General features: G+C 37.0%; 23 protein-coding genes and 1 riboswitch. Of the genes, 22 read left to right on the forward strand and 1 reads right to left on the reverse strand.

Annotated elements, in window-relative coordinates:
• Nucleotides 1-15: 15 nt before the first annotated feature.
• The 8 genes from AAA923_RS03655 to thiT all read left to right on the forward strand — a co-directional run bounded on the left by AAA923_RS03655 (nt 16) and on the right by thiT (nt 7,188).
• Nucleotides 16-1,281 carry a bifunctional folylpolyglutamate synthase/dihydrofolate synthase gene (locus AAA923_RS03655; protein WP_338214632.1) on the forward strand — a complete coding sequence of 422 codons (1,266 nt, stop codon included), beginning with the start codon at nt 16-18 and terminating at the stop codon, nt 1,279-1,281.
• 8 nt (nt 1,282-1,289) lie between these two features.
• Entirely contained in the window at nt 1,290-1,928 is a 639-nt protein-coding gene (radC, locus tag AAA923_RS03660) for a RadC family protein (protein ID WP_041499494.1), read from the forward strand.
• A gap of 94 nt (nt 1,929-2,022) precedes the next feature.
• Nucleotides 2,023-3,024, forward strand: coding sequence for a rod shape-determining protein (locus tag AAA923_RS03665; RefSeq protein ID WP_338214635.1), 1,002 nt, complete (start codon nt 2,023-2,025; stop codon nt 3,022-3,024).
• Between the two features lie 531 nt (nt 3,025-3,555).
• Nucleotides 3,556-4,416, forward strand: a complete 861-nt coding sequence (gene mreC, locus AAA923_RS03670) for a rod shape-determining protein MreC (protein WP_041499492.1) — start codon at nt 3,556-3,558, stop codon at nt 4,414-4,416.
• On the forward strand, nt 4,416-4,958 hold the full coding sequence (mreD, locus tag AAA923_RS03675; RefSeq protein ID WP_041499491.1) for a rod shape-determining protein MreD: 543 nt from the start codon (nt 4,416-4,418) through the stop codon (nt 4,956-4,958). Before mreC ends, mreD begins: the two co-directional genes overlap by 1 nt.
• Nucleotides 4,955-5,623 (forward strand): septum site-determining protein MinC, encoded by a 669-nt coding sequence (locus AAA923_RS03680; RefSeq protein WP_338214637.1) that lies wholly within the window; start codon nt 4,955-4,957, stop codon nt 5,621-5,623. Before mreD ends, AAA923_RS03680 begins: the two co-directional genes overlap by 4 nt.
• Before the next feature lie 2 nt (nt 5,624-5,625).
• Nucleotides 5,626-6,423: a septum site-determining protein MinD gene (minD, locus tag AAA923_RS03685; RefSeq protein ID WP_338214638.1), complete on the forward strand. Its 798-nt coding sequence runs from the start codon at nt 5,626-5,628 to the stop codon at nt 6,421-6,423.
• A 32-nt stretch (nt 6,424-6,455) separates the two neighbouring features.
• Nucleotides 6,456-6,557: riboswitch (TPP riboswitch) on the forward strand.
• 49 nt (nt 6,558-6,606) lie between these two features.
• A complete protein-coding gene (thiT, locus tag AAA923_RS03690; protein WP_338214640.1) occupies nt 6,607-7,188 on the forward strand; it encodes an energy-coupled thiamine transporter ThiT in 582 nt (193 codons plus the stop codon).
• A gap of 78 nt (nt 7,189-7,266) precedes the next feature.
• Here thiT and AAA923_RS03695 read toward each other — a convergent pair whose 3' ends face one another.
• The gene (locus tag AAA923_RS03695; protein WP_435890159.1) at nt 7,267-7,392 is read right to left on the reverse strand and encodes a DUF4044 domain-containing protein; all 126 of its coding nucleotides are present in this window, start codon (nt 7,390-7,392) and stop codon (nt 7,267-7,269) included.
• Between the two features lie 215 nt (nt 7,393-7,607).
• Here AAA923_RS03695 and mraZ point away from each other — a divergent pair, with 215 nt between their 5' ends.
• The 14 genes from mraZ to AAA923_RS03765 all read left to right on the forward strand — a co-directional run bounded on the left by mraZ (nt 7,608) and on the right by AAA923_RS03765 (nt 21,210).
• On the forward strand, nt 7,608-8,039 hold the full coding sequence (gene mraZ, locus AAA923_RS03700; protein WP_338214644.1) for a division/cell wall cluster transcriptional repressor MraZ: 432 nt from the start codon (nt 7,608-7,610) through the stop codon (nt 8,037-8,039).
• Entirely contained in the window at nt 8,029-8,979 is a 951-nt protein-coding gene (gene rsmH, locus AAA923_RS03705; RefSeq protein ID WP_338214645.1) for a 16S rRNA (cytosine(1402)-N(4))-methyltransferase RsmH, read from the forward strand. Before mraZ ends, rsmH begins: the two co-directional genes overlap by 11 nt.
• Nucleotides 8,980-8,994: 15 nt before the next feature.
• Nucleotides 8,995-9,360, forward strand: coding sequence for a cell division protein FtsL (gene ftsL, locus AAA923_RS03710; protein ID WP_338214646.1), 366 nt, complete (start codon nt 8,995-8,997; stop codon nt 9,358-9,360).
• Nucleotides 9,357-11,525: a penicillin-binding transpeptidase domain-containing protein gene (locus AAA923_RS03715; RefSeq protein ID WP_338214648.1), complete on the forward strand. Its 2,169-nt coding sequence runs from the start codon at nt 9,357-9,359 to the stop codon at nt 11,523-11,525. The genes ftsL and AAA923_RS03715 overlap by 4 nt, the downstream gene beginning before the upstream one ends.
• A 14-nt stretch (nt 11,526-11,539) precedes the next feature.
• Nucleotides 11,540-12,505, forward strand: coding sequence for a phospho-N-acetylmuramoyl-pentapeptide-transferase (gene mraY, locus AAA923_RS03720; RefSeq protein WP_338214650.1), 966 nt, complete (start codon nt 11,540-11,542; stop codon nt 12,503-12,505).
• Nucleotides 12,506-12,521: 16 nt separating this feature from the next.
• Nucleotides 12,522-13,895, forward strand: coding sequence for a UDP-N-acetylmuramoyl-L-alanine--D-glutamate ligase (gene murD, locus AAA923_RS03725; RefSeq protein ID WP_338214652.1), 1,374 nt, complete (start codon nt 12,522-12,524; stop codon nt 13,893-13,895).
• Between the two features lie 9 nt (nt 13,896-13,904).
• Nucleotides 13,905-15,002, forward strand: coding sequence for an undecaprenyldiphospho-muramoylpentapeptide beta-N-acetylglucosaminyltransferase (murG, locus tag AAA923_RS03730; protein ID WP_338214905.1), 1,098 nt, complete (start codon nt 13,905-13,907; stop codon nt 15,000-15,002).
• 505 nt (nt 15,003-15,507) lie between these two features.
• Nucleotides 15,508-16,206 carry a cell division protein FtsQ/DivIB gene (locus tag AAA923_RS03735; RefSeq protein ID WP_338214654.1) on the forward strand — a complete coding sequence of 233 codons (699 nt, stop codon included), beginning with the start codon at nt 15,508-15,510 and terminating at the stop codon, nt 16,204-16,206.
• Between the two features lie 75 nt (nt 16,207-16,281).
• Nucleotides 16,282-17,634, forward strand: coding sequence for a cell division protein FtsA (ftsA, locus tag AAA923_RS03740; protein WP_338214655.1), 1,353 nt, complete (start codon nt 16,282-16,284; stop codon nt 17,632-17,634).
• A gap of 42 nt (nt 17,635-17,676) precedes the next feature.
• Entirely contained in the window at nt 17,677-18,936 is a 1,260-nt protein-coding gene (gene ftsZ / locus AAA923_RS03745; protein WP_338214657.1) for a cell division protein FtsZ, read from the forward strand.
• Nucleotides 18,937-18,950: 14 nt separating this feature from the next.
• Nucleotides 18,951-19,367 (forward strand): cell division protein SepF, encoded by a 417-nt coding sequence (locus AAA923_RS03750; protein ID WP_338214659.1) that lies wholly within the window; start codon nt 18,951-18,953, stop codon nt 19,365-19,367.
• Nucleotides 19,368-19,381: 14 nt separating this feature from the next.
• Entirely contained in the window at nt 19,382-19,648 is a 267-nt protein-coding gene (locus tag AAA923_RS03755; RefSeq protein WP_338231375.1) for a YggT family protein, read from the forward strand.
• Between the two features lie 5 nt (nt 19,649-19,653).
• Nucleotides 19,654-20,448 (forward strand): YlmH family RNA-binding protein, encoded by a 795-nt coding sequence (locus AAA923_RS03760; protein WP_338214661.1) that lies wholly within the window; start codon nt 19,654-19,656, stop codon nt 20,446-20,448.
• Nucleotides 20,449-20,460: 12 nt separating this feature from the next.
• Nucleotides 20,461-21,210 carry a DivIVA domain-containing protein gene (locus AAA923_RS03765; RefSeq protein WP_338214663.1) on the forward strand — a complete coding sequence of 250 codons (750 nt, stop codon included), beginning with the start codon at nt 20,461-20,463 and terminating at the stop codon, nt 21,208-21,210.
• Nucleotides 21,211-21,340: the final 130 nt, after the last annotated feature.

Here is a 21,340-nt window from a genome sequence, read left to right on the forward strand (position 1 = left end):
ATTGGAGCGATAAAATTGTTAGAAAATTATCAGGCTGCTGTGAATTATATTCATGCTTTACCGAAATTTCATCGGACGAATAATCTCGACAATATAAAACAGGCACTGCATCTTTTAGGAGACCCGCAAAATGATTATCAGACGATTCATATTACCGGTACCAATGGTAAAGGGTCGACAACTAATTTTTTGGCAAATCTATTAGAAGGCAGTGGCAAAAGAGTGGGGATGTTTACGTCGCCATTCATCAATCGTTTCAATGAACGGATTCAGATTAATCATCAATATATTTCTGATACCGATTTATTGGATGATGTGAATTATATTAAAGATAAAATTGGTGATATTCCGTTAGCAGAATTTGAATTTGTAACTATTTTAGGTTACTTTTATTTCCGTGGTCGTGTCGATGTCGCGGTGATTGAAGCAGGGATTGGTGCTAAGCATGATAAAACTAATGTCATTACACCAGTACTCTCAATTATTACTTCAATTGATTTGGATCATGAAAAGTTGATTGGACCTACAATTCAAGACATTGCTGAAGAAAAATCAGACATTATTAAATTTGAAAAGCCAATTGTAACTGGTAGTCTCCATGGTTCGGTTCGTCCAATTGTCGAATCAACAGCAACTACCCAGAACAGTCCAATTTTTGAATTTGATCATGATTTCGGTATAAGAAATTATAAAAATAATAATTTTGATGTTTCGTTTACATATTATGATGATAAAGTAGCAGTAGAGGGAATTCATTGTCAGGGATTTGAAAAAACCACAGCAATGAATGCAGCGATTGCAATTAAGGCATTCGTTCTCTATGAAAAGATTCAGCAAGAAACGTACTCAACCGAAATGATTGTTGAAAATTTGGATAAAAATCATTTACCAGGAAGGGCACAAATTGTGCAGCAAAAACCATTAGTTTTGATGGATGGAGCACATAATATTTCAGCAATTTACAATTTAATTAATTCTTTGATTAAAAACTATGAAAATAAGGATATAATTGTTTTGTACGCTGGAATGAAAGATAAAGATCGTCATGAAATTCTCGAAGAGTTGGCACCAAAAGTTGATCATGTTTATATTACAAAACTTGATATGGCGCGTTCAGCTACGGCAGATGATTATAATTTGTCAGAGTACACCAACGTTTCCTTCGTTGAAAATTATCGTGAAGAATTACAGAAAATCATGGCAGGGATGAATCGGAATCAATTATTATTGATTACTGGATCATTTTATCTAATTTCGGATTTGGAGAATTATTTCTCGTAATTTGATTTATGATGATAAATTTAAGAGAAAAAATTCTAGCTCATGGTGTCAGCACCTTAAAAAATGAAGAATTATTGGCCGTGATCATTGGCAATGGAACCAAAAATAATTCAGTTGTGGACTTATCTAAGAAAATCATTTGTGATTCTGGTGGTTTAAATTTGAGTTTAAGACAATTGATGTCGTTTAATGGTATTGGGGTGGCACAAGCTTGTAAAGTTTTAGCCGCGATTGAATTAGGCAGTCGAAAAATTCAATCTGATACATTATCTGAAAAAGTTGTTTCCGTAGACGATGTAGGTCAGCATTTAATAAATAAAATTGGAAACACTCCACAAGAGAAACTAGTGGCTGTTTATTTAAATAATAGTTATCATGTAATCGATGAAAGGGTTATTTTTATTGGTACGGTCGATCAAGCAACTGTTCATCCACGGGATATTTTACGTGAAGCCATTTCTATGTCAGCGACACAAATCATCGTGGCGCACAATCATCCAAATGGTTCACTGATGTTTTCAACGAATGATCAGGACTTTAGTTTGCGGTTGAAAAAAAGCTGCCAATTAATAGGAATAAACTTAATTGACCATTTAATTATTACGAAAAAAACTTATTCTAGCCTAAAGACCTTAAATTTAATTTAGGATATGATTTCGTCGTGCTTTAAATCGGCGTTTTCTATGATATAATTTTGTTTAGCGTAAAATGTGGTGTGTACTTTAAAGGAGAGAAAATAAATTGTTTGGTATTGGATCAAAGAAGCTCGGTATAGACTTGGGAACTGCAAATACTCTAGTTTATGCTGAAGGAAAAGGTATAGTTTTAAATGAACCTTCAGTTGTTGCAAAAAATAATAACACTGGAGAAATCGTTGCAGTTGGTTCAGATGCACGTGAAATGATTGGTCGTACACCGGGTAGTATTTCTGCAATTCGTCCAATGCGTGACGGTGTAATTGCCGATTATGACACAACAGCAGCTATGATGAAGTATTTCATCGAAAAATCCGCTAACAACTCAAAACCCTCAGTCATGGTTTGTGTTCCAAGTGGTGTTACTGAAGTTGAAAAGAGAGCCGTTATTGAAGCTACACAACATGCCGGTGCTCGTGAAGCTTACGTAATTGAAGAACCATTCGCAGCAGCTATTGGTGCTGGACTTCCAGTTATGGATCCAACAGGTAATATGGTTGTTGATATTGGTGGTGGTACAACTGATGTTGCTACAATTTCATTAGGTGGTATCGTTTCATCACGTTCAATCCGTGTGGCTGGTGACAAGTTTGACGAATCAATTTCTGCATACATTAAGTCAAACTTTAACCTTCAAATTGGTGAAAGAACTGCTGAAGATGTTAAAATCCAAATTGGTTCAGCATCAATTGAAAAATCAAAAGAAATCGAATCAATGCAAATTCGTGGACGTGACTTAGTAACAGGTTTGCCAAAGACAGTTCAATTATCTGGTGAAGATATTGCGACAGCTATTCACGAAAACGTTGAAGAGATCATTGAAACAATTAAAGAAACTCTTGAGGAAACTTCTCCTGAAATTGCTGCCGATGTTATCGATCATGGTATCGTTCTTACTGGTGGTGGTGCATTATTACATCACTTGCCAGAGGTAATATCTGAAGCAACGGGAGTTCCTGTATTCATTGCTCAAGACCCACTAGATTGTGTGGCCATCGGTACTGGTGAATCACTTAAAAATATCGATGTAATGCGTCGCCAAAAATAAGCGGGTTAATTCCCGTTTTTTTATTTGACTAAAGATTAATAATGGTAAAATCATTTTATTGGTTGCCGTCTCCAGAGCTGGGAAGTATTTCGCCTGCTGTGCGGACCGATTCGAGCCGAAGTGCGGTCTCGAACCTCGGCTTGAAGACTTGCCGAACTATGGCAAGCCTTCAAACGCGCCCGGTGGTGTAAGAGCTAAAGCTCTAACGCCACTTCCACTGCTGGTGAATACTTCTCAGCTCTTCCGACTAATTTATTTCTTGGTATAGATATTCCTATGAAATATTTAGGATTATCATAATATATTTATAAATTTGCTCGTTTAGGCGTTCAATTATTTAATAAGTGTGTAAAAATTAATTGATATTCAATATTATGGAAACCTTAGCCGAAGGGTGGGCATGATTTTATCTGCAGCGAGGCGCGAGACCGAACTTTGGCTCGCACCGTTCCTCACAGCGGATAAAATTCATGTCCACCCGTAGGCGGAAAAAGAAAAACCTTTAGTTAGCTGATCTACTAGGAGGAAGCAATGCAAAAGTTTTTTTCAAATAAAAAATTAATTATTTTAATGATACTTATTATCGTTACTTTTGGACTGCTGGCAGTTACGGTTAATATCCGTGATAACAAAGATACGCCGCCAGTCGTTCAACAAGTTGGTAATGATGTCGTCAGTGTCGTTGGGGGAGTCTTTGCTTATCCTACGAATGCTGTTAAAAATGCTACCTCAGAATTTTCCGATTTGTATAATACATATTCTGAAAACAAACGTCTTAAAGCCAGAATTGGTGAATTGGCACAAAATAAGGCTAAGCTAGCAGTAGTTCAAGATGAAAATAAGAAACTCAAACAAGAGTTGAAACTTGATGGTACATTGACAGACTACACAACTGTTAATGCCTCTGTTTTGACTCGTTCACCAAGTAGTTGGCAAAGTTATTTGACAATCAATCGTGGTCAAACAAGTGGTATCAAGAAAGATATGCCTGTTATGTCTGGTAAAGGTTTGATTGGTCGTATCGTCGAAGTTGATAAGATTAGTTCTAAAGTTGAGTTGATTTCAACTGATAACGAATTAAATGATAAATTTGCTTCTGAAATCTTAGGTGAAAATAAAAATATTACTGGTGTTGTTAGTCGTTATGACAGTTCTACAGGCGATTTAGTCATGGAAAATGTCAACTCAACTAAGAACATCAAAAAAGGCCAAAGCGTCATCACATCTGGTTTAGGTGGTTTGACACCACGTGGATTGTACATTGGTAAAGTTTATGGAATTAAGAAGGATAATTACGGAATGACAAATTCTGTTTATATTACACCTGCTGCCGAATTGCGTAACTTCACCGTTGTAACTGTTATTAAGTCATCAGTTAGTGGTGAAAATTAATGAACATTAAAAATCGAAAGATAGTCGGTCAAGTATTATTCATTTCTCTTGCGTTTTACCTAGATGGGTTAATCAAGTGGGCCTTTTTGAATAATATGAATCATGGAACATTTGCTATCTTGCCACAACTGATGTTAATGATGATTGTTATGTTGACGATGCGTATTGATAACCGTCGTCAGCTGATACTTTACGGAGTGATTTTTGGATTGATCTATGATTCTTATTATTATGGAATTATTGGATTGTATACGATACTCTTGCCATTATTGATGGTCGGGATTGATCACTTTAAATTTTTACTAGTAAAAAATAATTTAGGTTATGAATTGTCGATTTACTTTTTGTCGCTGACATTCTTACAGTCAGGTATTTATCTGTTGGAAAGATTGTTGCAACAGACTAATACAAATGTTTTTGATTTCATCACGTATACATTAGGACCAACGTTGCTTTGGAATATCGTCGTATTTTTTATTTTATATATTCCAATGAATAATTTATCCGAATGGCTGGTGAAATATCGGAGGGATAATAAATGAAAGATATCATTTTAAAGGGTGATAAAAATGGCTTTTCAGTAATAATGGATGATAAAGCCAATTACGTTAATGCATTTAAAAAGTTAAAAGAATTGATTATGCAGCAAAACGTTGAGTCAACCAATGAGAATGATGATGTCATTTATTTTACGGTTAAAACTGGTCGTCGCCTGTTAACTGAGGACCAAAAAGATGGAATCAGGGAATTTTTCGATAAGTATCCACAATTGGAATTGAAAGATATTCAAGCTGATGTTGAGGATAAAGTTAAAGTTGCTGAAGTTTTGAAAGCAAACAAGACGAATATCGAATCAGGAATCGTCCGTAGCGGTCAGAAATTGGATTACGAAGGTGATTTGATTTTTCTTGGAACATTGCACCGGGATGCACAAATATGCACAACTGGTTCAATTTATGTCTTAGGTGAGGTCAACGGTATTTTACAAGCTGGCTATCCTGATAATACCAAGGCTGCCATTTTTGGTAATCTCAAAGGTATTGATCAGTTGCGAATTGCCGATGTAATCGAAATTGTGACTGACGACAATAAGGATGAATTTCAAGCTGGTAAATTTGCATTTATCGATGATTTACACTCAATCAGTGTTGATGATTTAACGAATTATAAAGATAGATTAAATGATTTAGGAAAAAGGACAGGTTAGCTATGGGGATATCAATAGTTGTAACTTCTGGAAAAGGCGGAGTTGGCAAAACTACTACGACTGCAAATGTTAGTACTGTCTTGGCAAGCCTTGGCAAAAAAGTTTGCATGGTCGATTTAGATATTGGATTACGAAATCTTGATGCGGTCATGGGTCTAACTAATCGAATCGTTTACGATATCGTGGATGTGGCCCAACATCGTGTTGTGGTTTCGCAAGCTCTAGTTCGTGACCCACATTTTGAAGACAATTTGTATTTATTGGCAGCTTCACAGTTTGCTGATAAATATGTTTTAGATAAAGATTCCATTGGCAATATTATTAATGAATTGAAACAACGTTTTGATTTCGTAATGATTGATTGTCCGGCTGGGATTGAATATGGTTTTCAAAATGCAGTCTCGATTGCAGATGGTGCCTTAGTTGTAACCAATCCAGAGGTTGCTTCTGTGAGTGATGCCGATCGTGTAGTTGGTATTCTTGAGAATATGAACATGCCTATCACACCTCATTTGATAATTAACCGAATTCGTAAAAATATGATCAATGATGGAACATCTATGAAAATAGAGGATATTGTTAATCATTTAGGTATTCCTTTGTTGGGAATTGTCGTTGATGAGGATAGAGTTATCTCAGCTTCAAATACTGGTCATACCGTCGCTTTTGATGAGTACAGTGATGCAGGTCACAGTTATCAAAATATTGCTCGTCGGATGTTGGGTGAAAACATTCCTTTGAATTTATTCGATCATCCAAAAAAAGTTGGCTTTTGGGGCAGAGTGTTTGGTAGAAAGTAAGCGCTATGGTACAATCCTTTTGTAATTGAATAAGTCAACACAGGGGGAGCCTTTGGCTGAGAGTGAACGTTTAGTTCAGACCCTTTAAACCTGTTATGTTAATACATGCGTAGGGATAGTGTTGTTCAAGCAGATGCTCGAACTCTCTTGTGATGACTAAAAATCAGAAGGGAGTTCTTTTTTATGACTAATGTTGGAAAAAACAGCGAGTTGCTCGTAATCACAGAAGGAGCCATAATTACAGCTTTGGCTCTAGCTCTTTCGTTTGTGCCACATACGACAGGTGTTTCTGCGATTGAGTTCGTTTATGGTTTGATTCCAATGGCAATTTACGCTTTACGCCGTGGGGTTAAGGCCGGATTAATGACTGGATTTGTCTGGGGATTGTTGGATCTAGTATTATTTGGATTCAGTCATGGTGGTTTCTTGAATCTATTTCAAGGAATCGTTGAATATCCGTTAGCATTTGGGGTCGTTGGTTTGGTCGGTCTAGGAAGTAAACCAGTTAAACGGGCATTGGAACAAGGTAAGAGTGGTATTGGTTTAATCTTGCTATATTCAGCTTTAGGATTTTTCGCCAAGTATTTCTTCCATTTTCTAGCTGGTGGTATTTACTGGGGAACCTATGCACCAAAGGGTATGAACCCATGGATTTACTCATTAGTAATCAATGGTGGTAGTTTTGTTGCCAATATGTTGATGCTATTAGTCCTAGTATTTGCTTTGAACCGTGTCTTTAAGCAATTGATTGTCGTGAAAAACTAAACAAGCACATTAAAAAAGCGTTCTGAATTATTAAAATTCAGAGCGCTTTTTGCGTTGTTTTATAAACGTTTTCAAAGGTTAAATAAAACTCATCACAGCACCTAAAACTACACCGCCAATTGTTACAAGAATCATAAGCCAAACAACAACTTGTGTAATTTTAGTTAAAGTGCTTTTAGGTTTTTTCTCGTCCAAAACATCCACCACCTAATTAATATATAGTGAAATGTTACTTCACAAATACAAAATATGCAATATTTGTAAGCCGTTATTTTCTAATATGGAAAAATCCCCCACCGCTTGAACTGTATAATTAGTAACTGCTTTCACATTTATTGACTGATTGTCAAATATCGTGTGGTTAAAAGTGGGGAATTGTGGTAAATTAAGAAGTGTTAAAGAATTGAGGTGAACTGTCCGTGTTTATGGGTGAATTTCATCACACACTTGATACTAAAGGCCGAATAATCGTGCCTGCAAAGTTTAGAAAGTTGCTTGGTGATAGTTTCGTCATCACACGTGGCATGGACGGTTGCCTTTTTGGGTATCCAATGGAGCAATGGGATAAACTTGAGGCGCAACTGGATAAGTTACCCTTAACGAAAAAGGATGCGCGAGCATTCACTCGGTTCTTTTATTCTGCTGCTGCAGAGGCGGAGTTCGACAAACAGGGACGGATAAATCTTTCTGCTCCATTAGTCGATTTTGCTAAGTTAAGTAAGAATTGTGTAATTGTCGGCGTTTCTGATCGAATAGAAATATGGGATGAGGAACGCTGGAATAAATTTAGCCAAGAGGCTGAAGATAATTTTGAAGAAATATCGGAGAAAATGACAGACTTTGACTTCTAATGTGTATAAACATAAAACAGTACTATTAAAAGAAACTATTGACGAAGTAAATCCCCATGATAATGGAATTTATGTAGACGCTACCTTTGGACGTGGTGGCCACACCAAAGAATTATTAAGCCGTGTACACAATAGTCATCTTTATGTGTTTGATCGTGATGAAGCTGCCATCGAAGTCGGTGAAAGTATTCAAAATGATGCCGATATTATCGGTGATAACTCATTGACATTAATACGTGATAATTTTGAAAATATGCAAGAGCGCTTGAACGAACTTGGAGTAGAGAAAGTCGATGGTATTGTTTATGACTTGGGAGTTTCATCTCCCCAATTTGATGATGCTGTTCGTGGCTTTAGTTATAAAAAGGAAGCTCGCTTAGACATGCGGATGGATCAGAGACAAGATCTTGATGCCGAGAAGATCGTTAATGATTGGACGTACAGTGAATTAGTAGGTATTTTCTATAAATATAGTGATGAAAAATTTGCTAAACAAATTGCACGTGCCATCGAACGGACTAGAGAAGAACACCGTATCACTTCAACATTGGAATTAGCTGATATTATTAAAAATGCAATTCCAGCTGCTGCGAGAAGAACCGGTGGTCATCCAGCTAAACGAGTTTTCCAGGCAATTAGAATTGCTGTTAATGATGAATTAGGTTCACTGGAAAGATCTCTTGCCCAAGCGATTGATCTCCTAGCCCCTAAAGGCAGAATCAGCGTTATAACTTTTCAATCCAAAGAAGATCGTATCGTTAAACATATTTTTAAAGACAATTCCCATGTCGACTTACCAAGAGGATTGCCCGTTATTCCAGATGATATTAAACCTGTCTTGAAGGAAATAACTCGTAAGCCAATACTGCCTAACACTGAAGAATTATCTGAAAATAATCGGGCACACAGTGCCAAACTACGTGTTGTTGAAAAGATATAATGGAGAATTAAGAATATGAGAGAAGATAGTACTGCTAGGAATTTACAAGATTATCAAACCGCAGCTCAACCTGAACCGAAAGTTCAAGCGGAGCCTAAAACGCGCAGCGTTGCCCTGTCCAAATTTGAAATTTTTTCAATTGTTGGTCTAGGTTTATTGACCCTGGCTTTAATGGTTGCTTTAGTTAGCATCAAAGTTTCTATGACATCTTCTCAAAATAAATTGGATAGCCTAACAACACAGGTATCTAAAACAAATACAAGTAACGTTAATTTAAGACAAGAGATTTCTGAATTAACAAGTTTTGACCGTTTTTCTTCTTTTGCAAAAAAGCATAATTTGAAAATGAGTGACAACAACGTAAGGAATATTTCGAAATGAGCAAGTTCAGAAAATTATTTAAAAATAAGGCAAGGCGCAATCATTATATTGTTGGTATGGTCATTTTGATTGCGACTGCCTTTTCTTTTATCCTTTTTCTTCAAAGATTCGCGTATATTTCCATGAGTAAGCAATATGACGGCGTTAATCTTGAACAGAGGACTAAGCAAAAATATGAACATGTAAATAAAGTTAATGCAAAACGTGGCGATATCATGGATGTCAATGGCGATATGATTGCCGGCGACTCCACGATTTACAATATTTATGCCATTGTTTCCAAGAAGTCAAAAACTACAGCTGGTAAAGCTGACTATGTAGTTAACAAGGAGCGGACTGCCCGAATTTTGAGTAAGTATTTACCATTGTCTGCCAAAGAGCTACGTAAATATTTGACTCCGGAAAATAAGAAACAATATCAAGTGGAATTTGGTCCTTCAGGTCGTGGTCTTTCGATTGAAATTAAACGAAAGATTGCTGCTCAGAAATTGCCCGGAATCCACTTTGTTGAACTGCCTTCAAGATCTTATCCGAACGGGATTTTTGCGACAAACTTAGTTGGATTTACCAAGGCTGATAATGCCAATGACGCAAACAGTAATATCAGTGGCGTGATGGGTGTTGAGAAATACTTCAATAAGCTATTATCTGGTCGTGACGGTAAAAAGATTACTAAAGTTGATAACAGTGGTAATGAATTACCTGATTCAGAAGTGATTGAGAAGAGTTCAGCTGATGGTTCAAATATTTATTTAACCCTCAACAGTAAGATTCAACAATATACGGAGATTCTGGCTCAAAATATTGATGAAAAATATGCTCCCAAAGACTTGCAGATTTTAGTTATGAACGCAAAGACTGGTGCCATTGAAGCGGCAACACAACGTCCAACTTTCAATCCAACTACTAAAAAAGGATTGGATAACAGTTGGCGTGATACTTTGGTAGAAGATCAGTTCGAACCAGGTTCTGTTATGAAAATTTTGACATTATCAGCTTCAATTGATTCTGGTAACTATAGTCCGGATGAGTTGTATAAATCTGGTACAGTTGAAGTTGGTGGTCGAACAATTGGTGACTGGAACACTGCCGGCTGGGGATATATTCCTCTTTCTCAAGCTTTCACTAGATCTTCTAATGTTGGTATGGTCAAACTAGAAGAACAAATGGGTTCTAAGACGTGGATGGAATACATGAAACGATTCCACATTGGCGAAAAGACTGGTATTGAACTGCCAGGTGAAGTTGCCGGAAGGATTTCCTTTGAGCATGTCAGTGACCAAGCGATGACTTCCTTTGGACAAAGTGTCAACGTCAATACAATGCAAATGTTGCAGGCTTTTTCAGCAATCGCTAATGGCGGTAAGATGATCAAGCCACAAATAGTGCAAAAAGTAGTTGACCCTAATACTGGTAAAACAACTAAGAGCTTCAAACGCGAAGTTGTTAGTCAACCAATCAAAGCCAGCACAGCCAAGCAAGTTCAAAAGGCAATGCGTGAAGTCGTAACCAAGAACTATGGTACTGGTATGGTTTATAATGTGCCTGGAGTTAAGGTTGGTGTTAAAACTGGTACAGCTCAAATTGCCTCTCCAGCGGGAGGTTATTTGACAGGTAACAATAATTATATTTTCTCAGTTGCGGGGATGATTCCTTACAATGATCCTAATTACATCGTGTATATAACGATGAAGCAGCCACAGAAAATGACTGAAGCTCCAGAAAGAATTCTCTCTGAAGTCTTCAATCCGTTAGTTAAGAGATTAGTTAATCAAGGTAAGTCTCCTACTAATGCCACTGAAGCTGGCAGCCAATATGTCAGCATTCCGAGTCTATTGGATAAATCAACCAATGATGCGCTCACTCGAATTAAAGATCTCAAATTACAATCTGGTGTTATCGGAACTGGTAACAAGGTAGTTCAACAATTGCCAGCTAGTGGTGAGAAGGTCATGCCTGATCAAAGAATCGTCTTATTGACCAATGGAGCCATGACGATGCCTGATTTATCTGGTTGGTCCAAGAACGATGTTTTGAAGTTTGCCGAGATAACTGGTAAGCAAGTCACTACAAAAGGTGACGGATATGTCGTGAAACAATCGGTTGAGTCTGGTCAGGTGATAAATGGGAGTGGTAAAATTATAGTTACATTGAAAAATAAATAATTAAGGGGATTTTCATGGAATTTAGTCATATTGTTTTCGACATAATTAGCTCTTTCGCAATTGTGGCCATCTTTATGCCATTCTTAATTGGTTACTTGGTTGCACACAAAGAGGGGCAGTCTATTAGAGAAGAAGGTCCGAAGTGGCACGAAAAGAAGTCAGGAACGCCTACGATGGGTGGTTTGTTGATTATCATTGCTACCTTGATAACTGATATCTGGGTTGGTATTTGGCAAGGTCAATTGACACATTCATTATTGATTACTACTTTTGTGATTGTTTTATACGGTTGCATTGGTTTCATTGATGATTTCATCAAAGTATTCAAGAAACGTAACTTGGGACTTCGTGCTTACCAAAAGGCACTTTTACAAATTGTTGTTGGTATCATTTTCTTAGTCGTATATAACGGCGATCAATTTCCAATGAACTTTACGATTCCGGGTGTATTATCAATCAACTCAGTCGTAATTTTCGTGCTATTTACTATTTTCTGGTTAGTTGGTTTTTCTAATGCTACTAACTTAACTGATGGTTTGGATGGTTTACTAGGTGGTTTAGGAACAATTTCTTATGCAACATACGGAGTTATTTCTTTGAACCAAAATCGTTTTGACTTAGCTATCGTCTGTTTTTCAGTCGTTGGTGCTTTGTTAGCTTTCTTGATTTTCAACCACAAGCCAGCCAAGATTTTCATGGGTGATGTTGGTTCATTAGCACTTGGTGCTGGATTGGCAGCCATTTCAATCTTGCTTGGTCGTTACTGGTCATTACTATTGATTGGTCTAGTTTATGTAGTTGAAACAATGAGTGTTATGTTACAAGTCTTTTCATTCAAAGTTTTCCATCGTCGTATTTTCAAAATGACACCTATTCATCACCATTTTGAAATGATGGGTTGGTCAGAATGGAAAATCGATATCGTCTTTTGGATTGTTGGCGCAATTTGTTCAGCAATTTATCTAATTTTATTCGTATAGGAAGTAAATGATAGCAATGAAAACAAAGAGTAATTATTCAAACAAAAAGATTTTAGTATTAGGTTTAGCTAAGAGTGGTTTCGCTGTAGCCAAGTTGTTAAATAAAATGGGTTCAGATGTAACTGTTGTTGATTCCAATCCTTTGGAAAAAAATACTGAAGCACAAGCATTGATCGACGCCGGTTTTAAAGTTATCACTGGCAGTAACGATGCAAACTTAATTGATGATTCATACGATTATTTAGTTAAAAATCCCGGTGTTTTTTATTCTAATGAATTGGTTCAACAAGCTGAAAAACTCAAGATTCCAGTTATCACAGAACCTGAGATTGCTTATAGTTATTCAGATGCCACAATGGTTGGCGTTACAGGAACAAACGGGAAGACTACTGTTACAACATTGATTCAATTATTGTTGCAACATTCACCAAAATTCGAGCATTCTTACTATGCTGGTAATATTGGTATTCCTATCTCTGATGTAATTCAAAAAGCTACTAAAAATGATGTCGTTGTGACTGAGCTATCAAGTTTCCAACTCCAAGGAACAATCGACTTACATCCACATGTTGCTGTTTTGAATAATATTTATTCAACTCACTTGGATTTCCATAAGAATCGTGCCAACTACATCAAAGCTAAAATGCACATTACTAAGAATCAAACTCCAGATGATTACTTTGTTATCAATTACAATACTGAAGAATGGCGTGATTTAGCTAAACAATCAAATGCTAAAATTTTGCCATTCTCTGACAGCCAAGAATTAGACAATGGTGCCTATGTTAAAGATGATGTTCTTTACTGTAACGGTGAGAAGATCATGACAGCTGATGAAATTAAGATTCCTGGTGAACATAACGTTCAAAATGCTTTGGCAGCAATTAGTGTCGCTAAATTATTCGACGTTAAGAACGAAGATATTATTGAAGTATTATCATCATTTAGAGGTGTCAAGCATAGAATCCAATATGTCGATACTTTCGGTGGACATAAATTCTATAATGATTCTAAAGCAACTAATGTTGAAGCAACAATTGTCGCTTTAACAGCATTTAAGACACCAATTACTTTGATTGCTGGTGGTCTTGACCGTGGTAATGGCTTTGATGAGTTGATTCCATCACTTAAAGGAAAAGTCAATAACTTAGTTGTTTACGGTCAAACTGCTGAAAAAGTAATCAAATCTGCTGAAAAAGCTGGGGTTAGCAACATTGTTAAGGTAGACAATTTGTCTGAAGCTGTTCCTGAAGCTTATAAGCAAAGTGATGCTGGGGATGTTATTCTACTTTCACCAGCTGCTGCTAGTTGGGATCAATTCCATACCTTTGAAGAACGTGGCGACTTGTACATTCAAACAGTCGAGACACTAAAGGGAGAAGTTAAATAAATGACAAAAATGCGCATAATTGTTTCCGGTGGTGGTACCGGTGGACATATCTATCCCGCAATGGCCTTAATCAAGCGTCTCAAGGAACGTGACTTAATTGATGATGTTCTATACGTCGGGACGGAAAAAGGCTTAGAGAGCAAGATTGTTAAGAATGCCGGTTTGAACTTTAAAACAATTGAAATTCAAGGTTTCAAACGTCGTTTAACAGTCGAAAATGTCAAAACAGTTCAATTGTTTCTCTCAAGTATTCGTAAGTCTCGCAAGATTATTAAAGAATTCAAACCAGATATCGTTGTTGGTACCGGTGGTTACGTATCAAGTGCCATCGTTTATGCAGCACATACAATGCATATTCCAACAGTTATCCATGAACAAAATACAATTGCTGGTGTAACAAACAAATTCTTAGCTCATTTCGTTGATAAAATTGCGATTGCTTTTACCGAAGCGACTGATCAATTCAGTGAAAAGAAGAAGATTGTTTTCACAGGTAATCCCAGAGCTCAAGAAGTTGTCAACATTCAAAAAAATGATCGTTTGAAAGAATTCGATTTAGCAGCCGACAAGGATACCGTGATGATTTTCGGTGGTTCTCGTGGTGCTAAGCCAATTAATCAAGCGACAATTGAAACAATGGACCGTTTTGTTAAAGCAGATTATCAAGTTTTGTTTGTTACAGGACGAGTACATTATGACAATGTTGTTAAATTAATCGATGAAAAGTATCTAAACAGTGCAAATATCTCCGTATTACCATATATTGATAATATGCCAGAAATTTTACCCGACATTAAGTTGATTGTCGGACGTAGCGGCGCAACAAGTATCGCTGAAATTACAGCCCTAGGCATTCCAGCTATATTTGTACCAAGTCCCTATGTAACGCATGACCATCAAACAAAGAATGCCATGTCAGTTTCTAAAGTTGGAGCTGCCAAGTTGATTCCAGAAGCTGAACTTACAAGTGATTCATTGTATGAAGCGGTTAACGAAATCATGAGCAACAGTAAAGTTCAGGCAGAAATGTCTGAGAAATCCAAGCACATCGGCGTTCCTGATTCTGCTGATCGATTGATAAAGGTGTTAACAGAGTTGATTAAGTAGGGCCGTCTCCAGAGCTGAGAAGTATTTCGCCTGCTGTGCGGAACGGTCCGAGCCGAAGTGCGGTCTCGAACCTCGGTTTGAAGCCTTACCATAGTTCGGTAAGGCTTCAAACTCGCCCAGTGGTGTAACGGCTAAAGCCGTAACGCCACTTCCACTGCTGGTGAATACTTCTCAGCTCTTCCGACTAATGTATTAGATATACTTAGTTGATAGAGACTGAACCATTCAATGATAATTATGTTGAGTAAGTTTTAATTCTTAGTAAATCTAAACTGATTATCAGTTGATAAAACAACCTAGTCGGAGAGTGGCAGTACAATGCTTGAGTCCGTTGTGAAAGTAGTGTTATGGCTTTAGCCATTACCCTACTGACGTATTTTGAGATTTGCGAACTGTGCAAAGCTCAAAATCGAGGCGCGAGACCTTGGCTCGCACCGGTCCACAGCAGACTCAAGCACTGTACCGTCACCCGAAGACGGCATATATATAAATGTGAGGTTTAAAAGTGCGATTAAAAAGGATTAGAATAAGTAAAAATGGTTTAATATTTATAATAGTTTTTGTTATTGTATTGATTGCTTATTTTGGTTCGTCATTGAGTAAAGTAAGAAACATCAATGTCAAAGGTGTCAATGATCTCGGTGCACAACAAGTAATTAATGCGACTAAGATTGATGATAATTCCACACTTTTAAATGTTTTCTTGCATCACAAAACGATTGCCAAAGAAACTGAACGAAAACTTCCATCAATTAAATCTATCTCGTTTGGAACGCACAATATGCGGGACTTAACGATTAAAGTTTCGGAACATCCAACACTAGGATTTATCAATAAGAACGGTGGTTATTACCGAATTATCAATAACGGTAAGGTCATCAATCAGAAGATGAGTTCTCCAATTGGTAACTATCCAACCTATAGTGGCTTTAGTGCCAGTAGGCTGAAGAAGATGTCGAATATTTATGCCGAACTGCCTAGTAACGTGAAGACGAATGTGTCTGAATTTTATAACGCTCCGACTAAATTGAATCCATATCGCATCAAAATCGATATGAATGATGGCAACAAGGTTATCGCTGACATGAGAACTGTTCGAACAAAATTGAAGTATTATCCAGGTATGGCTGCTCAGATGAAAAAGAAAGGCGTTATAGATTTGGAGATTGGAGCCTATTCTTATCCCTTTAAAGGTAAGAAATAGGTTTAATATAATCATATTTGTGTTAAAATTTTTTAGTGAATAGATTTTTCTAGGTAAGGGAGGCTGCCACGATTAATGGACAATTCTGAATTTTTTGTAGGTCTTGATATTGGCACGAATTCAATTAAAGTAGTTGTTGCTGAATCGTCTGATGATAGGTTAAGTATTGTCGGCGTAGGAAGCGAACGCTCTGAAGGTGTAAGCCGTGGCGTTATAGTCGATATAGACAAAGCGGCAGGTGCTATAAAACGCGCAATTAAGAAGGCCGAAACACAAGCAAATATTTCCATCCGTGACGTTGTAGTCGGTATATCGGCTAACATGTTACAGATTGAGAAATGCCAAGGTATGATTGCCGTTGGATCTCAATCAAAAGAAATCAATGAAAATGATGTCAGACAAGTTATGCTGGCTGCTATGGTTCAAAACTTACCTAGTGAGAGAGAAGTTGTTTCTCTATTACCTAAGCAATTTTCTGTCGATGGTTTCAACAACATTCGTGATCCACGAGGAATGATTGGTGTACGTTTAGAGATGTCTGGAGTTTTATACACGGCACCTAAGACCATCGTTCATAATACGAAAAAGGCTATTCAAAAAGCTGGCTTAAACATTATTCATAAAGTTATTTCTCCAATGGCATTAAGTCAAGTCGTTTTAAATGACGGCGAGAGCGACTTTGGTGCTGTAATTATTGATATGGGAGCTGGCCAAACAACCGCTTCTGTAGTACATGATCACAACCTGAAATTATCAACTGTTGATTTCGAGGGTGGCGACTATGTAACGCATGATATCTCAGTTGTTTTGAATACAACTGTTGAAAATGCTAATCAATTGAAACTTTATTACGGTAACGCATCTGCTGACAAATCATCTACTGATGAAAATATCAGTGTTGAAGTTGTTGGTAAGAATGAGCCGACAATGATTTCAGAAGAATATTTAGCTGAAATCATTGAAGCCCGACTCAACCAAATCTTTACTAGACTACAAGCACCACTAGAAGATGCAGGAGCTTTATCTCTACCCGGTGGAATCGTTTTGACCGGTGGAGTTGCTGCTACACCTAATGTGGAGGATTTAGCTAGAAAGATTTTCGATGTCAAAGTTAGAAGTTATGTCCCAACACAGATGGGTATGCGTTATCCATCATATTCATTGGGTCTTGGCTTAGTAACTTATGCTTCAAGATTAAATGATATTGGAGTGATTGCTGACAATGTTGTTAATGGTGCAACCATTGACCGAGGCAGTCGACCACAACCTCAAGTTGCTTCTGAGCCTCAACCACAGCAACAATTTGAGCAACCGGAACCAACAATGGACCAAACTCAAGAGGACCAACCAACAGAAGATGAGACAAAACCTGAAAAAGGTAAAAAAATGTCGAAATTCAAGGACTTCTGGAGCAAATTTTTTGATTAATAATAATAAATAATAAATGATTTAAATAGGAGGAACTCCTTAATGGAATATACTTTAGACTCTACCCAAAATAAGGGAGCGGTAATCAAAGTTATCGGTGTCGGTGGTGCCGGTGGTAACGCTGTCAATCGAATGGTAGAAGCAGGAATCAAAGGTGTACAGTTTATTGCTGCAAATACTGATGTTCAAGCTCTAGAAAACTCAAATGCTGAAACAAAAATTCAGTTAGGACCTAAATTGACACGTGGATTAGGTGCCGGTTCAAATCCTGAGGTTGGACAAAAAGCTGCTCAAGAAAGTGAAGAAGCCATTAAAGAAGCCCTTGAAGGCGCTGATATGATCTTCGTAACTGCCGGAATGGGTGGTGGTACTGGTACAGGCGCTGCTCCTATCGTTGCTAACATTGCTAAAGAAAGTGGTGCCTTAACAGTTGGTGTTGTGACACGTCCTTTCGCCTTTGAAGGTTCAAAGCGTTCACGTTTTGCCGCTGATGGTATTACTGAACTTAAAAAAGATGTTGATACACTAGTTTTGATTTCTAACAGCAAATTGCTAGAAATTGTTGACAAGAAGACACCTATGAGTGAAGCATTCAGTATTGCTGATGATGTTTTACGTCAAGGTGTTCAAAGTATTTCTGATTTGATCACATCACCTGGTTTTGTTAACTTGGACTTTGCTGATGTTAAGACTGTTATGTCAGATCAAGGCTCAGCTCTAATGGGTATTGGTCAAGCTAACGGCGAAAACAGAATTACTGAAGCTACTAAGAAAGCTATCTCATCACCATTACTTGAAGTTTCAATCGATGGTGCTAAACAAGTATTGCTTAATATTACTGGTGGTCCAGACTTATCACTATTTGAAGCACAAGATGCAGCGCAAATTGTTTCCGAACAAGCTACATCTGATGTTAATATTATCTTCGGTACTTCAATCGATGACACATTAGGTGACCAAGTTAAGGTTACTGTTATTGCAACTGGCGTTGAAACCGAAGAAAGCAAGAAGAGAGAACCATCAAGACGTCCCTTAAACAATCCCCGTGCAACATTAGATAACAACAAGAACAAGGCTGACAATGATAACAACAATGGTCAACCAAAGTCTGCTTCACAACCACAACAACCATCTAATGATCCATTGGCAGCTTGGGACATCAATCGTGATGCTGCAAAACAAAACAATGTTTCTGGTGAAAAGGGCGATTTCGAAATCTTTCAAAAACCTGAAACAATTGATTTGAGCGACGATGACGATGATTCAACTCCTCCAATTTTTAAGCGTCGTAACAATAAATAAAAGGAGATTTTCTTATGGCATTTGCAAAATTAGGTAGTTTTTTTGGCATTAACGATGACGATGATTTTGATGAAAAACCTGTTGACAATCAAAATGTTGAACAGCCTAAAACAAATTATTCAAAAAACGAAAAGGTAGTATCAATGAGTACAGCCAGCGAAGCAAGAGCTAAAGGTAATAGTAAAATTGCAATTTATCAACCAAGAGTTTACTCAGATGCAAAAGTTATTGCCAAACAACTTTTGAATAACAAAGCTGTAATTGTTAATTTTAATAATGTCAATGATGAACAATCAAAGAGAATCGTAGACTTTTTGACAGGTACTATCTTTGCCTTAAACGGTGAAATTAAACGTGTTGGAGAAAAAATCTTTCTTTGTACACCACCTAAGTTTGAAATCGATGGAAGCTTAACTGATATAAACGAATAAAGTCGAGGAAAGATATGAATCAAATTTTAAGTGGATTGCCATTTGTCATTAGTATGGCTTTTCAATTGTATGAATTCATAATTTTTGTATACTGCTTGCTTTCTTTTGTGCCTGCAGTGTACAATTCTGCATTTGGAAGATTCATCGTAGCGATGGTGAATCCATTCTTAAATTTAATCAAAAAAGTCATACCGACAAGTATTGGCTTTCTTGATTTTTCTCCAATAATTGCATTTATACTGATTCAATTATTGCAGAAAGCGATATTCTTAATAATCTAAAAAATATGGATGATAAAAAAACAATCATTGGTGGAGGCTTTTTCCGTCCAGAAGAGAAAACGTTCATTGATAAAATAAGCGATATATTATTAAAAGCTCAAACAATGTACACTCCACAGCTCACTGATTTTTTGAATCTGCGTGAACAGACGATTTTAAATAACCTGATTAATAAATATGACGGTTTATATGTACATTACTTTGGCGGTTATGAGAATGCAGAACGGGTCAGGGGAATAATTGCTCCTGACTATTTTGTACCTAAAGAATCTGACTATGAGATTGCAATGTACGAAATTCGTTATCCAGAAAAATTTGCTAATTTGCATCACGGTCAAATATTGGGTTCCTTAACAGGGTCAGGCGTTGAGCGTGATCGTTTTGGAGACATTATTACCGATGGCGAAAATTGGCAATTTTTTGTATTTAATTCGATGAGTGATTACATTGAAGATCAAGTTAAAAAAATCGGACCATACAAGATTCATCTAATTGCGAAGAGTTTCAGTGAATTGCTTTTACCAAAAGATGAATCAACGGACGAGACAATCACCATTCAATCATTACGTTTGGATACGATTATTGCGGACGTTTATGATCTGTCACGACAGAATGCTAAATCCTTAGTCGACCACGGTAAAGTGCAAATTAACTGGGTTGTGAATAAAAATGCTAGCTCATTTGTCACAATTACTGATACACTGAGTGTCAGAGGCTTTGGCCGAATAAGAGTTAATGATATTATGGGCAGATCGAGGAATAATAAGTATCTTCTTTCGGTTAACATCATTAAGAAATAGGGGCGTGAAGTTATGGTATTATCACCAGTAGAAATACATGATAAAGAATTTGATAGTAAATTTCGAGGCTATGACCGCGACCAAGTTGAAAGCTTTTTGAAACAAGCAGCTCAAGACTATAATTTAGCTTTGCAAAAAAATGCTCAGTTAGAAAAAGAACTGAAAGAAACATCTGAACAATTGAAGTATTTCACTGATATGAAAGATGCTTTGAATCAATCAATTTTAGTTGCCCAAGAAGCAGCTGAAAAGGTTAAGAATGAGTCTGAACAAGAAGCTCAAATAATCGTCGAGGAATCACAGAAAAAAGCTCGTGATTTATTGAATCAATCCACTGAAAAGTCGAATCAAATTTTGCAAGATGCATCTGAACGTGCACGCCAAGTTACGATTGAAACTGATAATCTCAAACGCAGCGTCAACACTTTCAGACAAGGCTTGCAAGGTATGTTGAAACAGCAGTTGGATATGGTGGACAATCCAGAGTGGTCCAAGCTTAATGACAGTACATCTACTGACAAACTCAAACAAGAAGTGGGCGACCAACAACGACCAGATTCAAGCCAAAATTATCAAGCTGATCAGTCAAATAATCAACAGAATTATGAAAATGACCAAAATTCGGTTTTCAATTCCGAGCAAATGAATTATAATGACAATATTCAGGAAAATCAGCCTGACGAATCGTATACGATTAATCATCAACAAAATGAACCAACGTTCAATTTTAAAGATGATGACGCTGATGATTCTAAGAAGTAATAAGAGATTAAGTGCCATGAAGACAATTTTTTCAGCGAGCTAGTGTTGGTGTGAGACTAGTAAAAATTATTTTTGGTATATCAGCTCTTAAACAATCTATGTAATTTACCAATAGGTGGTATAGCGAGAA

The sequence above is a fragment of the Companilactobacillus muriivasis genome (assembly GCF_036246245.1).
Classification (GTDB): Bacteria; Bacillota; Bacilli; order Lactobacillales; family Lactobacillaceae; genus Companilactobacillus; species Companilactobacillus muriivasis.